This is a genomic window from Selenomonas sp. F0473 (assembly GCF_000315545.1).
In the GTDB taxonomy this organism is placed as follows: Bacteria; Bacillota; Negativicutes; order Selenomonadales; family Selenomonadaceae; genus Centipeda.
Genome location: NZ_JH992902.1, coordinates 883,729 through 897,042 on the forward strand (window position 1 = coordinate 883,729; position 13,314 = coordinate 897,042).

A 13,314-nucleotide genomic window follows, 5' to 3' on the forward strand; every position below is an offset into this window, starting at 1 on the left:
AGAGAGCCGTCTACTCTCTGCGGGGACGTTTGTGTTCAAAGGCTAAAATTCTCTCCCAAATAGAATTTCCGTGCGACGGGGCTCTCGGCGATGGTTTGGCTGTCGCCCTCGATGAGGAGTTTGCCCTCGCTGAGAAGGTAGACGCGGTCGACGATGTGAAGCGTCTCGCGGACGTTATGGTCGGTGATGAGGATGCCCATGCCGCGCTGGCGCAGATACTCGATGATCTCCTGGATGTCGGCGACGGCAAGCGGATCGACGCCTGCGAACGGCTCGTCGAGCAGGATGAACTGCGGTTCGAGCGCAAGGCAGCGCGCGATCTCCACGCGGCGGCGTTCGCCGCCCGAGAGTTCGGTACCGCGCCGGTCGCGGACATGTCCGATATGGAACTCCTCAAGGAGTCCGTCGAGGCGGTGTTTCTGCTCGGCCTCGGAGAGTTTCGTCGTCTCGAGGATCGCTGCGATGTTCTCTGTGACGGTGAGTTTGCGGAAGATGGACGGCTCCTGCGTGAGGTAGCTGATGCCGAGCTCCGCGCGCCGATACATGGGATAGTCGGTGATGCAGATATCGGAGAGGTAAACGTCGCCGTGCGTCGGCTGCTCGAGTCCGACGATCATGTAGAACGTGGTTGTCTTGCCCGCGCCGTTGGGGCCTAAAAGGCCGACGATCTCTCCCTTCTCCACGCGGACGGAGATGCGGTCAACGACGGTGCGGCTGCCAAATTTCTTGACGAGGTTCCGGGATTCGAGATGCAAACTGCCGCCCCCTTATTCCGTCACGGCCGTGCCGTCGTCCGCGAGATAGACGGTCATACGGTTGCTGCGCGCCGTATTGTTCCCCTGAAACACCCATGCGTTCCCCTCGAGGACGACATAGGGCCTCTCCACCTGACTGTAGTAGTCCATACGGTCGCCGCCGCCCTCGAGATCGCGCGGCGGGCTGGTAATGTGGGCGTTCCCGGTACCGACATAGTGCCCCTCTTTGAGCCATCCCTCGAGGCGGTCTGCGGAGAGCGTCCCATCCGTCCCAGTGATCGTCCCGCCCGATGCGGCGAGGATATGATCGTTCTGTGCGGGATAATAGTCGACCTGCGGTCCCGTAAACGTCCGATCCGCCTTGACCATACGGACGCTGCCGATCGCCTGCCAATGCTCCTGTCCCTCGGCAAAGAGGCGGTCGCAGGAAAGGCGCATATCGTCGCGCGAAGCGCGGACGCCGCCCTCGACCGTTCCCTCTTGCGTCTTGGTGTTATAGGTGGCGCGCCGCCCCTCAACATAGCCGGTTCCCTGTTCCATGCGGACGTTATTCTCCGCTGTGACAAGCCCCGTACGCGTATCATAGGTGAGAGAGTCGGCCGTGAGATTTGTCGGTTCGTTCGATCCTGCCGCCGAGCCGACCGCCGTACAAAGCGCTCCTGCCGCCAGCAGGAGGAGAATGCCCCGATAGAGTTTCTTGGTCGTCATTTTGTCTCTCCTCCTTTTTCTATCCGTGCGTTGCCCGTGATGCGGAACTGTTGAAATTCGTCGGAACTCGTAATGACGTCGCCCGTCGCGCGGAGATCGTCCCGCGTGATCTGTGGCTCCCCCGTTGCGCTGAGCTCGCCTGCGGCCGCCGTCCACATGAGATCGTCGGCCGTCAGCGTCGCACCGTCGCTCGTCGCGGCGCTCACATTGCCCGTAAGCGTGACGTTCCGCGTCTCATGATCCATATGACCCTCGTCCGCCTTCAGCTCGAGCGTCCGTCCGTCCTTGCCGTAAAAGGTGCCGACGATGCCGCGCATACTCGCGTCCTGCGTGTCGATATCAAAATTCACCTGCTCCGCCGTAAGCGTCCAAATCGTCCGCCCGTCGCGCTCCTCACTGAGCGTATTGCCCTCGTAGGACATGACGCGGGGCTCCTGCGAAGCGTCGGAGGCCGTCGGCGTCTCCGGTGCGGTCGATATCGCCCATACGATGAGGGCAACGATGAATGCCGCCGCAGCGCCGTAGATATATTTCTTCCGCACCGTCAAGCCTCCTCCTGCGCAACTGACATGTGGTGTTTGCCCATTTTCTGCTGCTCGGGGGCCGTGTTCCAGCGATGCTGGAACCAAATCCACTGCGTCGGATTTTCGCGGATGATCCGCTCGACGATCGCGGTCATCTGCACGGTAAATTCATGCAGGTCGCGGTCGCTGTCACCCGTATTCGGACAGTGCATGATCTCTCCGATGACGACCTTGTGTTTGCCGTTCGGCTGCCGCAGGATAAATGCGGGCAGGACGGGCGATTTGAACTTCCGAGAAAACACGGCGGGGCCGAGCGGGGTCGAAGCCGTACGCCCCAAAAACTCGATAAACGCGCCGCCGGGGCCGCCGTCCTGATCCGCAAGGAAGCCGAGGATGCGGCCCGCCTTGAGGGCGCGCGCCGCCGCGAGCAGTTCGCTCGTACCGCGGGAGAAAATCTCGACGTGAATCGTTGCGCGCAGGTCGTCCAAAACGCGCGTATACTGGATGTTCGGCTGCGGTTTTGCAATCGCGCTGACGGGCATGCCGTTCAGCGTAAATGCCGCCGAGAGCCACTCCCAGCAGCCGACATGCCCCGTGAGCACGACGACGCCGCGCCCCTCGGCAAGGGCCGCCTCCATGCGTTCCATATGATCGATCTCGATATAGTCGCTGAGGTTCCGCTCGTTCAGCATCGGCATGGCGAGAATGTCGAGGACGTTCCGGGCCATATTGATGAAGGAGGCGCGCACGAGCCGCTTCGCCTCCGCCTCGTCAATGCCGAGCGCGGGCATCATCTGCGCGACGGCGCGGCGGCGCATCTTCGCGATGACGAGGTAGTAGAGGTTGCCGAGCAACCATCCTGCGGCGAGCAGGATGGGACGCGGCGTGCGGCACGCAATCCGGCTCATCAGCATCAATGTCTTATACAGCACGGCGCGCCGCACCTCCTTCCCCATGCAAAATATCGTCTTCGTGTTCCTTCGATGCCGCCTCTTACTGAGCGACGTCGTCCGTATCCTGCAAAAACGCCGTGAGCACGTTATCCCATAGTCCCTGCGCCTTGAGTATGATCTCGTAAATCTCGCGTACCGCGCCGCGCCCGCCCGGCACGCCCGCGATGATCTGCGCGATATCGCGCACCTCGGGAACGGCGTCGCCCACGGCGCACGGGAGGCCGACCATCCGCAAGATGGGCAAATCTACAATATCGTCGCCGATATAGGCAATCTCCTCGTCCGAGAGCCCCGTCTTCGCCTTGATGTCCGTATAGGCCGCACGCTTATCGAGGCTGCCTTGATAGACGAGACCGATGTGCAGTTCCCGCGCGCGGTTCGTAACGATAGCGGACGCGCGCCCCGTAACGATTGCGGTCTCGACGCCGACCTTCCGCGCGAGCGAGACGATCAGCCCGTCGCGGGCAAAGAAGGGTTTATAAAGTTCGCTCCCGTCAGGCGCAACGTAAATACTGCCGTCCGTCAGCACGCCGTCCACATCGAGAATGATGCATTTGATTTTCTTTGCCCGCGCGATCGCCCGGTCGCGGATCGGCATCAGACAACGCCCTCCCGCAGGAGATCCGTCAGATGGACGATCCCGACGGGGACGCCCGCCCCGTCGATCACCGGCAGCACGGTAACGGGGCGCGGCCGGTGCGTCTCCATGACATGAAGCGCAGCGGCCGCCATCTTATCGGGCGCAATCGTCAGCGGCGTGGGGAACATGATGTTCTGTACTTCTTCGTCGAGGAATGTGTAGTCTTTCGCAAGCGCGCGGCGGATGATTCCGTCGGTCACAAGTCCGATGAATTTCCCGTCGGCATCGACGACCGAGGCCGCGCCGAGGCCCTTGTCCGTCATGACAAAAAGCGCGTCCTTTGCGCTCGTATCATGCGCGACGACGGGGTTCTCATCGCCCGTGTGCATGACGTTCGCGACGGTGAGAAGCAGACGGCGTCCCAATGCGCCGCCCGGATGGAAGAGGGCGTAGTCCTCCTTCTTGAAGTCGCGCGCCGCCATGAGAGCTACCGCGATCGCATCGCCCATCGCAAGGGTCGCCGTCGTCGAACAGGTCGGGGCAAGTCCGAGCGGGCACGCCTCGCGTTCCACGCCGATATCGATGTAAAAGTCCGCGCTGCGTCCGAGCTGGGACTGCCGCCGCCCGCACATGGCGATGATCCGCGCGCCGATGCGGTGGATGATCGAGAGGATGTTGACGACCTCGTTCGACTCCCCGCTGTTGGAGATGGCGATAACGACGTCGTCCGTCGTCACCATGCCGAGATCCCCGTGAAACGCCTCGGCGGGATGCATGAAGAACGCGGGCGTCCCCGTGCTTGCAAGCGTTGCGGCGATCTTGCGGCCGACGTGGCCGGATTTGCCCATCCCCGTCACAACGACGCGCGCCTTACAGTCGAGAATCGCCCGCACCGCCGCTTCGAATTCGTCGTCGACACGGTCTTTGAGCTGCGCGACTGCTTTTGCCTCAAGATCGAGCGTCTCGACGGCTTTTTCGTGAATCAGGCTTGTATGGTCAGACATAGAATTCCTCCGTTTAAACCAGCTTTTTGCGTACGACCTCGTAAATGGCGAGCGCATCCTTCAGGAGATCCTCAAGTTTGTCCAAATAAACCATATTCGCGCCGTCCGAAAGCGCTTCGGGCGGGTTGTCGTGCACCTCGAGGAAGAGTCCGTCGACGCCCGCGCCGACGGCCGCGCGCACGAGGTACTCGACGTACTCGCGCTGCCCCGAAGAACTCGTGCCCGCCCCGCCCGGCAGCTGTACGCTGTGGGTGCCGTCAAAGATGACGGGATAGCCGAAGCCGCGCATGATCGGGAACGCGCGCATATCCACGACGAGGTTGTTGTAGCCGAAACTCGCGCCGCGCTCTGTCAGCAGCATGCGCTCGCTGCCGCTCTCGTGAATCTTGTCGACCACATTGCGCATGTCGTTCGGCGAGAGGAACTGCCCCTTCTTCACGTTGACGATCGCGCCCGTCTGTGCCGCCGCATGGAGCAGATCCGTCTGGCGCGAGAGAAACGCGGGGATTTGGAGAATGTCGACGACCTTTGCCGCGGGTTCGGCTTGACAGGTCTCATGGATATCCGTCACCACGGGAACCCCGAGTTCCTTTTTGATTGTGCCGAGGAGTTTCAGGCCCTCTTTGAGACCGGGGCCCCGGAAACTATGGAAAGCGGAGCGGTTCGCTTTATCAAAGGACGCCTTGAATACGTAGGGAATGCCGAGGCGCCGCGTGATCTCCTTGATGCCGCGGCCGATCATGAGCGAACGCTCGAGGCCTTCGAGGACGCACGGTCCCGCGATGAGAACGAGAGGCTCGCCGCCGCCGATCTCAAAATTCGCCAGCTTCACTTTGTTCATCTTCATGGCTCCTTTCAGTATGCATCTTGCCTATCAAGCAGTAGGACGGTATGTAGTTCTATTATAAAGAATTCGCGCGCGGCGGTCAATCGGCGGCGTTATTTCGATACGCCTCGTTGACCGCGATGAGGTCTTCCTCGGTGTCGACGCCGATGAATACGGCGTCGGTCTCGACGACGCGGATACGGCAGCCGTTCTCGAGTGCGCGGAGCTGTTCGAGGGATTCGGAAATCTCAAGCGGCGTCTGCGGCATCTTCGCATAGGCGAGCAGAAAATCGCGGCGGTACGCGTAGATGCCGATATGCTTATAGACCTTTGCGCCCGCGCTGCGCGCATACGGGATGCGCGCGCGGGAAAAATAGAGCGCGTTCCCCGCCGCATCCGTAACGACTTTCACATTGTTCGGGTTCTCCATCTCCGCAGCATCGCGCATCTCGGTCTTGACGGTCGCCATCGAGAGGTTTTCGTCTGCGAGAAACGGCTCGATCAGCGCGTCGATCACAGCGGGCTCGATCAGCGGTTCGTCGCCCTGCACGTTGACGACGAGATCATAGTCCGTCATGCGTGCCGCGACCTCGGCGAGCCGGTCCGTTCCTGTCGCATGGTCGGCGCGCGTCATGACGGCACGCCCGCCGTGTGCCTCGACGGCCGCGCGGATGCGTTCGTCGTCCGTTGCCACGACAACGTCCCGCACGAGCCGCGCCTCTACCGCACGTTCATAGACGCGCACAATCATCGGTTTCCCCGCGATATCGCGCAGGGGTTTCCCGGGCAGGCGGGTCGAGGCGTAACGCGCGGGAATGATGCAGAGAACCTTCACGATGCTTCACCTGATTTCATAGCGATGCAAAACTTACGCTGGGGTACGGCCTCCGCGCAGTTTCGCTGCGAGTTGCTCTTTGAGGACGGAGAAGAACTCTTCCCGGCCCTTTTGGAACGTGACTTCGACGGAAATAACGTACATCGGGATGCGCCACTTCGCGCGGACGACGTCGCCCGGGACCTTGACCGCGTCCTTCTCCGTGATAATGATCGCCTCGACGCCGAGGGTCTCGGCACGGTAGAGCACTTCCGCCATGTCGCGTTCGCCGTAATCGTGATGATCCGGGTAGCGCATGCTCTCGACCATCTCCACCCCGAGGTCGGCGAGAGTCTGCTCAAAGGAGGCGGGATTGCCGATCGCGGAGACGGCAAGAACCTTCTTGCCCTCCATCTCCGTGACGGGCACGCCGCCCGCCGCGATGTCCTCGTACCAGTCGGAGAGGCGCACAAACTGCCGCGGCTGATGGATGCTCTCGAGGATGAGGCCGTCCTGATTGTAGCTGCGAAACGTCTCCCAAATGTGCTCGATGGCGCCCGACGCCGCCTGATCGACCTTCGTCATGAGGCAGACGTCGGCGCGGTCGATATGTGAGAGCGGTTCGCGCAGTGTGCCGCGCGGCAGCAGATAACCGTTGCCGAAGACGTTCACGGCGTCGACGAGCAGTATGTCCATATCGCGCTCGAGCTGCCAATGCTGATAGCCGTCGTCGAGGATTGCCACCTCCGCGCCGAAATGCTCGATGGCATAGCGCCCGGTCACGGCGCGCTGCGGCCCGATGAGCACCGGGACGTTCGGCAGATGCTTTGCGAGCATGAACGCCTCGTCGCCCGCCGTCTCCGCATCCATCTGCAAGCTGTGCCCGTCGGAGACGATACCGACCGCACCGCGCCACTTCGCGCGGTAGCCGCGGTTGAGAATCGCGACGCGGTAGCCCATATCGTAAATCTCACGCGCGAGATGCTGGGCGGTCGGCGTCTTGCCCGTGCCGCCGACTGTCACGTTGCCGAGACTGATGACGTAGCAGCCGAGCCGTTCTTTCTTGAACCAGCCCCAACGGTACATCGTAAGCTTGAGGTTGACGAGCTGCTCGTAGATGAGCGAGAAGGCGTAGAACACCGCCATGATAAGCCTGCGCGAGATGCCGCGCACCTCTTTATCATGCACGAGATCGATGAAGTATGTCTGGAAATTCGCGACTTTCTGCGTCGCACGCACGCGGTGTCCGACGATGCGCTGCTGTACCCGAATGGCGCGGCGGGCTTCGTACGCCTCGAGCATACCGACGAGGATCTGCGCGGATTTCTTCGAGGCGCCCTTATTCTCGTTGATGATGGCGAGCGTCTCCGCCTCGAGGCGCGCGCGCTCCGCGGGATCGCCGAAGAGCCGCAGCGTCTCGCGCGTCAGTTCCGCTCCGTCGCTCACGGTAACCACCGCCCTGCGGTTGCGGAACAGCGCGTGGATGTCCTTGAAGTTGAACATCTGATTGCCGACGATGATCGCTTTGCCGTGCGCCGCGGGCTCGAGGATATTGTGTCCGCCGTGGGCCACGAGACTGCCGCCGATGTAGATCACATCGCCGAGCCCATAGACGCGCCCGAGCTCTCCGACCGTATCGAGGACGACGATATCCTCCCCGCCGATGGCTTCCCCTTTTTGCAGGGTCTTGCGCGTCGTAACGCTGAATCCCGCCTTGCGGCAGAGGTGCTCCACCTCGATCGTGCGCAGCACCTCGCGCGGCGCGATGATGAGGCGTACGTTCGGCTCGCGTGCACGCACGGCTTTGAACGCGGCGAGCACGAGATCTTCTTCACCGCGGTGCGTGGAGCCCGCGATCATGATGTGACTCGCGCCTTCGAGTCCTAATTCTTTGATGAGCACGGCGCGCTCTTCGGGGCTGACGCTCGTATACGCCTGATCGAATTTCGTATTGCCCGTAACGGTGACGAGCTCGCGCGGGGCGCCGAGACGCATGATATAGTCGGCGTCGATGGAGGACTGCATGGCGAAGCATTTCACCGTCCCGATCATCTCGCGCAGCATGCCGAAGAGATATTTGTACTGCTTGACGCTGCGGTCGCTGATGCGGCCGTTGACCATCATGACGGGCACGTCGAGCTTCTTCGCCTTTTTCAGGAAGTTCGGCCACAGCTCCGTCTCGACGGGCAGGAACACGCGCGGACGGATGCGCCCGACGACGCGTGCGGCGAGGAACGGCAGATCGAGCGGGAAATAGATGATCGCGTCCGCGTCCTTGATGATGCGGTGCGCCATCTCGTAGCCGCCCGTCGTAACGACGGAGACGAGGATAGGACTGTCCGGGAACATCTTGCGGAACTCGCGCACGAGCGGGCTCGTCGCGACGATCTCACCGACGGATGCCGCATGCACCCAGATGGCGTTTTTGCCCGCGACCTTGTCGATCGTCTCCTGCGGATAGAATCCGAAGCTCTGTTTGATGCGCTCGACAAAGCCGCGTTCGCGTGTCGCGCGCAGCATAAAGATCGGTATGATGATGGTAACGATGAGGATGGCCGCTAGATTGTAGAGAAATCGCATGCGTCACTCTCCCCGAAATTGAATGTCATAGAGGTGCTCGTAGAGGCCGCCCTTGGCAAGCAGTTCCTCGTGCGTCCCCTGCTCCACAATACGTCCCCCGTCGATCACGTAGATGCGGTCGGCGTTGAATATGGTCGAAAGCCGATGCGCGATGACAAAGCTCGTCCGGCCGACCATGAGCCGGTCGAGCGCCGCCTGCACGATCTTCTCGCTCTCCGTATCGAGCGCGGACGTCGCCTCGTCGAGGATGAGGATGCGCGGGTCCTTGAGGATCGCGCGCGCGATCGCGATGCGCTGGCGCTGTCCGCCCGAGATGCTGATCCCGCGCTCGCCGATCTCTGTATCGTAGCCGCGGTCAAGTTCCATGATAAAGTTATGCGCGTTCGCGGCATGCGCCGCCTCCTCGATCTCAGCATCCGTCGCGTCGAGACGTCCGTAGCGGATATTCTCGCGGATCGTCGTCGAGAACAGCATCGTTTCCTGCGGCACAAGGCCGATCTGCCCGCGCAGGGAGGCAAGCGTCACATCGCGGATATCGTGACCGTCGATGCTGATCGTGCCGCTGTCCACTTCGTAAAAACGCGGAATGAGGTTTGCAATCGTCGATTTTCCGGCGCCCGAGGGTCCGACGAAAGCGACCATCTCTCCCGGCGCGGCCTCGAGCGTAATCCCGCAGAGCGCCGCGCGTCCTTCCTTGTAGGAGAATGTGACGTTCTCGAAACGAACCCGTCCCTCCACGGGCGGAAGGGGCTGCGCCCCCGGTTGATCCGTGACGGACTCTTTCAGATCCACCACGGAGAAGACGCGGTCCACCGCCGCCATCGCCTTTTGGAGATTGCCGTAAATGCGCGAGAGGCGTTTCACAGGATTTGCGAGGTTCACGGCATAGGTGAGGAAGGCGACAAACGCGCCCGCCGTGATATCGCCGTTCACTACTTCGTAGCCGCCGAACCACACGATAAAGGTAACGGCGATCGCAGCGAGGAACTCGACCGTCGGGGTGAGCATGCTCGTCTGTTGGACGTTCTTCATCACCGCCTCAAAATTGCGGTTGTTGCTCGTGACAAAACGTTCGATCTCGTAGTCCTCGCGGACGAACGACTTCACCACGCGCGTCGCGGAAAAGCTCTCCTGCAGGAGCGCCGTGATCTCCGCGAGCCGTTCCTGAATCACATTGCTGGACTTTTTGATTTTCCGCCCGAAGATTTTCATCGCCTGCCCGACCATCGGAATGACGACGAGGGTGAGCAGCGAGAGTTTCCAGTCGAGATAGAACATGAGGACAAGCGATCCGACGAGGATACAGCCCTCCGTCACGAGATCGATGAGATTGTCGACGAGCGCCGCCTGGATCGCGGCGACATCGTTCGTGACATAACTCATGATCTCGCCCGTCTGATGGCGGTCGTAGTACGAGAGCGGCATCCGCTGGAACTTGCGGAACATAATCTCGCGCACGTCGATGATGACCTTCTGCCCAATGTAGGAGACGAGATAAGACTGCCCAAAGTAAAAGATCCCGCGCAGGAAGAAGATGACGACAATGCCCACGCAGATGGCGTTGAGCAGCGCCATGTTCTTGTCTGCGAGGACATCGTCGATCATATCCTTGACGATCCACGGGACATATAGATTCGCCGCCGAGGCGAGGATGATGCACAGGACGGCGAACGCAAATTTCTTCACGTACGGCCGCATGTAGGCAAGCAGTCTCTTGTAATTCTTCATAGCTCTCCCGCCGGAATAAAAGTTTATGCGCGCCGCGCGAGAGCGACGATCTTCTCCGCAACGCGGCGCGCCGCATGCGGCTCTCCAAGACACGCGACGGCACGGGCAAGGCGTTCCGTAACATAAGAGCGTTCTTCCCCGTCCCTAACGATGCGCTCCATCTCCGCCGCAATGCGGCGCGGCTCGACATCGCCCTGCAGCAGTTCCGTCTCAAACGTCTCGCCGAGCAGGATATTCGGCAAAGAAAACCGCTCCACATTGACGAGCAGTCGCCCGACGAGATACGACAGCATGGACAGCCGATAGAGAACAACCGCAGGCAGTCCCATGATCGCCGCCTCCATCACGACCGTCCCCGACGCCGCCATTGCCGCGCGCGCAATGCCCATCAGCGCATAGCGGGCGTCGCGCGCAAGCGTCACGGGCACGGACGCCGCCGCAAGATACGCGTTTAGGCGTTCCTCATCGACGCCGCCCGCAACAGGCAGAAAAAAACGCCGCGCAGGATCCGCCGCGTAGAGAATCTCCGCCGCGCCGAGCATCGCGGGCAGCAGGCGCTCGATCTCCTCACGGCGGCTGCCGGGCATGAGGAGGATTGGCACATCTCCGTCCGCAATGCCGAAGTGCCTGCGGGCCTCCGCCGGCGGCAGTTCCGCCCGGACCGTATCGACGAGAGGATTACCGACAAAGGATATATGCGCGCCCGCCGCCTCATACGGAGCGAGTTCGTGCGGGAAAATCGCTACGAGCTCATCCGCAATCTTTGCGCAGTCCTGCGCGCGCCCTTTACGCCACGCCCATGCAGAGGGCGGAATATAAGAAAAGACGGGGATCCCCCGTTCTTTTGCCCGCTTCGCGAGCCGCCAGTTAAAATCCGGATAGTCGATGATGACCAGGACGTCCGGTCGTTCCTCCTCCATGAGCCGCGTGAGGTCGTCGAGGAGCGCAAAGATACGGCGCAGATTCAGCAGCACCGCCGAGACGCCCATGACGTTGTAGTCCGTGTAGTTTTGGCGCAGCGCAACGCCCGCCTCCGCCATCCGCTCCCCGCCGAAGCCGATGAGAGAAACGGTCGGATCGATCGCCCGCAGTTCGCGCGCAAGCGCCGCTCCATGCAGATCTCCCGAGGTCTCGCCCGCCGACAGCATAATCTTCAAGGGCAAGGCCTCCTCTCCTAGAGTGCGGCGATCGTAATGCCGTTCGCCTCGGCAAGTGCGACGGCGCGCTCCTTGTCGATGAAGAGCGTCTTGCCCGCCTCGATCGCGAGCGCCGACGCCTTGACCGCAACGAGCGACTCGATCGTGTCGAGCCCGACCGCGGGTACGTCGAACCGACTGTCCTGCTGCGGCTTCGCCGCCTTCGCGACGACGGCGCCGCCGCCCGCGAGCTCTCCGCCGCGGCGAATGCACGCGTCCGTCCCCTCGATCGCCTCGAGCGCCATGACCGCCATATCCTTCACGACGGCCGTCTGCCCGACGTCGAGACGCCCGATCTCGCGCGCCATCCGGAGCCCAAACTCCATATCCCGGCGCTCGGCCTCGCTCGGCGCGCGGCTCGTGAGCGTCCCCGCCGCCGGCATGAGCGGACGGATCAGCGCCGTCTGATCGAGCGGCGTGATACCGGCCTTCATCAGCGCGCCGACGAACATCATCATGACGGTATCGTCGTTCTGATTCGGCAGCTGCATGAGCATCCCGCGCAGCATCTCGTCGGGTACGATCGCCCCCGTGAAGAGGAGTTCCTTCGTCACCTTGCCGATCATGGTGACCTTTTTGATCTCCTCCTGCCGAAGATACGCCAAAATGGAGGCAATCTGTCCGATGCTGATCTCACGATAAGCATTTGCCGCGTCCTTCAGCTCCGGATCCGTGTCCGGCAGGAGCGCGACGGCATGCACCTCGTAACCGAGCGCACGCGCTGCGCGCGCGCATGCGGCGGGCAGACGTCCGACGCCAGCGAGCAGACCTAGTTTCTCCATGAATCTCTTCTCCCCTCACTCGTCCTCATGGCGTTCCCGGCAGATGCCGCGTTCCGCATTGCGGAGGAACCGCAGGAGATGATCGACCTCCTCGCAGGAGTCCACCTCCTGCTCGATGACGGCAATCGCCTGCGTGAGATTCAGCCCCGAGCGGTAGAGGATCTTATACGCCTGCTTGATGCGGCGGCGCACATTCACGGGAATGCCCGCACGCGAGATGCCCACGCTGTTGAGGCCGACGGCGCGCGCGGGGTGGCCGTCCACCATCGTGAACGGCACGACGTCCTGCACGAGTTTCGACGTGCCGCCGATCATCGCGTTGCGCCCGATCTTCACAAACTGATGCACCCCCGCCATGCCGCCGATCACAACGCCGTCCTCGACGATTGCGTGCCCGGCGAGCATCGCGGCGTTGCTCATGATAATGCGGTTGCCGAGAATGCAGTTGTGGGCGATATGCGTATATGCCATGAGCAGACAGTCGTCGCCGATGCGCGTCTCCTCACCCTCACCCGTCGCGCGGTGCACCGTCGCACACTCGCGGATCGTCGTCCGGTCGCCGATGAACGTATAGCTCTTCTCGCCTTTAAACTTCAGATCCTGCGGCACCTCGCCGATGGAAGCACCTTGGAAAATATGACAGTCCCGGCCGATCTTTGTCCACTCTTTAATGACGGCGTGGGGTTCAATCTTCGTTCCCTCGCCGATCTCAACATGATCCGAGATGACCGCGTAGGGGCCGATCTCCACATTCCGCGCGATGCGCGCCGTCGGCGCTACGACGGCGGTGTCATGGATATAGGCGATAACCTTGCTGCTGCCTGTCATCTTTTTCAACTCCTTTGGCCCCGACAATTCCTGCCC

13 protein-coding genes are annotated in these 13,314 nt (G+C 61.8%); all 13 read right to left on the reverse strand.

Annotated features, from left to right (window positions below; all coding sequences use genetic code 11):
* Positions 1-35: 35 nt before the first annotated feature.
* Positions 36-755 carry an LPS export ABC transporter ATP-binding protein gene (gene lptB, locus HMPREF9161_RS04085; protein ID WP_009728418.1) on the reverse strand — a complete coding sequence of 240 codons (720 nt, stop codon included), beginning with the start codon at positions 753-755 and terminating at the stop codon, positions 36-38.
* A 12-nt stretch (positions 756-767) separates the two neighbouring features.
* Positions 768-1,463, reverse strand: a complete 696-nt coding sequence (locus HMPREF9161_RS04090) for an LptA/OstA family protein (RefSeq protein WP_009728419.1) — start codon at positions 1,461-1,463, stop codon at positions 768-770.
* On the reverse strand, positions 1,460-2,005 hold the full coding sequence (gene lptC, locus HMPREF9161_RS04095; protein ID WP_037348573.1) for an LPS export ABC transporter periplasmic protein LptC: 546 nt from the start codon (positions 2,003-2,005) through the stop codon (positions 1,460-1,462). Before lptC ends, HMPREF9161_RS04090 begins: the two co-directional genes overlap by 4 nt.
* 2 nt (positions 2,006-2,007) lie before the next feature.
* Positions 2,008-2,919 carry a lysophospholipid acyltransferase family protein gene (locus HMPREF9161_RS04100; protein WP_009728421.1) on the reverse strand — a complete coding sequence of 304 codons (912 nt, stop codon included), beginning with the start codon at positions 2,917-2,919 and terminating at the stop codon, positions 2,008-2,010.
* A gap of 61 nt (positions 2,920-2,980) precedes the next feature.
* Positions 2,981-3,538: an HAD family hydrolase gene (locus tag HMPREF9161_RS04105; RefSeq protein WP_009728422.1), complete on the reverse strand. Its 558-nt coding sequence runs from the start codon at positions 3,536-3,538 to the stop codon at positions 2,981-2,983.
* Entirely contained in the window at positions 3,538-4,524 is a 987-nt protein-coding gene (locus HMPREF9161_RS04110; RefSeq protein WP_009728423.1) for an SIS domain-containing protein, read from the reverse strand. Before HMPREF9161_RS04110 ends, HMPREF9161_RS04105 begins: the two co-directional genes overlap by 1 nt.
* 13 nt (positions 4,525-4,537) lie before the next feature.
* A complete protein-coding gene (gene kdsA / locus HMPREF9161_RS04115; protein ID WP_009728424.1) occupies positions 4,538-5,365 on the reverse strand; it encodes a 3-deoxy-8-phosphooctulonate synthase in 828 nt (275 codons plus the stop codon).
* Positions 5,366-5,450: 85 nt separating this feature from the next.
* Positions 5,451-6,185, reverse strand: coding sequence for a 3-deoxy-manno-octulosonate cytidylyltransferase (kdsB, locus tag HMPREF9161_RS04120; protein WP_009728425.1), 735 nt, complete (start codon positions 6,183-6,185; stop codon positions 5,451-5,453).
* A 33-nt stretch (positions 6,186-6,218) separates the two neighbouring features.
* Positions 6,219-8,744 carry a tetraacyldisaccharide 4'-kinase gene (lpxK, locus tag HMPREF9161_RS04125; protein WP_009728426.1) on the reverse strand — a complete coding sequence of 842 codons (2,526 nt, stop codon included), beginning with the start codon at positions 8,742-8,744 and terminating at the stop codon, positions 6,219-6,221.
* A gap of 3 nt (positions 8,745-8,747) precedes the next feature.
* Positions 8,748-10,472 (reverse strand): lipid A export permease/ATP-binding protein MsbA, encoded by a 1,725-nt coding sequence (gene msbA, locus HMPREF9161_RS04130; RefSeq protein ID WP_009728427.1) that lies wholly within the window; start codon positions 10,470-10,472, stop codon positions 8,748-8,750.
* A 23-nt stretch (positions 10,473-10,495) separates the two neighbouring features.
* Positions 10,496-11,629: a lipid-A-disaccharide synthase gene (lpxB, locus tag HMPREF9161_RS04135; RefSeq protein WP_009728428.1), complete on the reverse strand. Its 1,134-nt coding sequence runs from the start codon at positions 11,627-11,629 to the stop codon at positions 10,496-10,498.
* A 17-nt stretch (positions 11,630-11,646) separates the two neighbouring features.
* The gene (locus HMPREF9161_RS04140) at positions 11,647-12,450 is read right to left on the reverse strand and encodes an LpxI family protein (RefSeq protein ID WP_009728429.1); all 804 of its coding nucleotides are present in this window, start codon (positions 12,448-12,450) and stop codon (positions 11,647-11,649) included.
* 15 nt (positions 12,451-12,465) lie between these two features.
* Positions 12,466-13,278, reverse strand: a complete 813-nt coding sequence (gene lpxA / locus HMPREF9161_RS04145; RefSeq protein WP_009728430.1) for an acyl-ACP--UDP-N-acetylglucosamine O-acyltransferase — start codon at positions 13,276-13,278, stop codon at positions 12,466-12,468.
* Positions 13,279-13,314: the final 36 nt, after the last annotated feature.

Excerpts from the sequence above, each read along its gene's own strand:
- lpxA (WP_009728430.1), bottom strand. The coding sequence starts at position 13,278 with ATGACAGGCAGCAGCAAGGTTATCGCCTATATCCATGACACCGCCGTC.
- lpxK (WP_009728426.1), bottom strand. The coding sequence starts at position 8,744 with ATGCGATTTCTCTACAATCTAGCGGCCATCCTCATCGTTACCATCATC.
- kdsA (WP_009728424.1), bottom strand. The coding sequence starts at position 5,365 with ATGAACAAAGTGAAGCTGGCGAATTTTGAGATCGGCGGCGGCGAGCCT.
- HMPREF9161_RS04110 (WP_009728423.1), bottom strand. The coding sequence starts at position 4,524 with ATGTCTGACCATACAAGCCTGATTCACGAAAAAGCCGTCGAGACGCTC.
- HMPREF9161_RS04105 (WP_009728422.1), bottom strand. The coding sequence starts at position 3,538 with ATGCCGATCCGCGACCGGGCGATCGCGCGGGCAAAGAAAATCAAATGC.
- HMPREF9161_RS04090 (WP_009728419.1), bottom strand. The coding sequence starts at position 1,463 with ATGACGACCAAGAAACTCTATCGGGGCATTCTCCTCCTGCTGGCGGCA.
- HMPREF9161_RS04140 (WP_009728429.1), bottom strand. The coding sequence starts at position 12,450 with ATGGAGAAACTAGGTCTGCTCGCTGGCGTCGGACGTCTGCCCGCCGCA.
- msbA (WP_009728427.1), bottom strand. The coding sequence starts at position 10,472 with ATGAAGAATTACAAGAGACTGCTTGCCTACATGCGGCCGTACGTGAAG.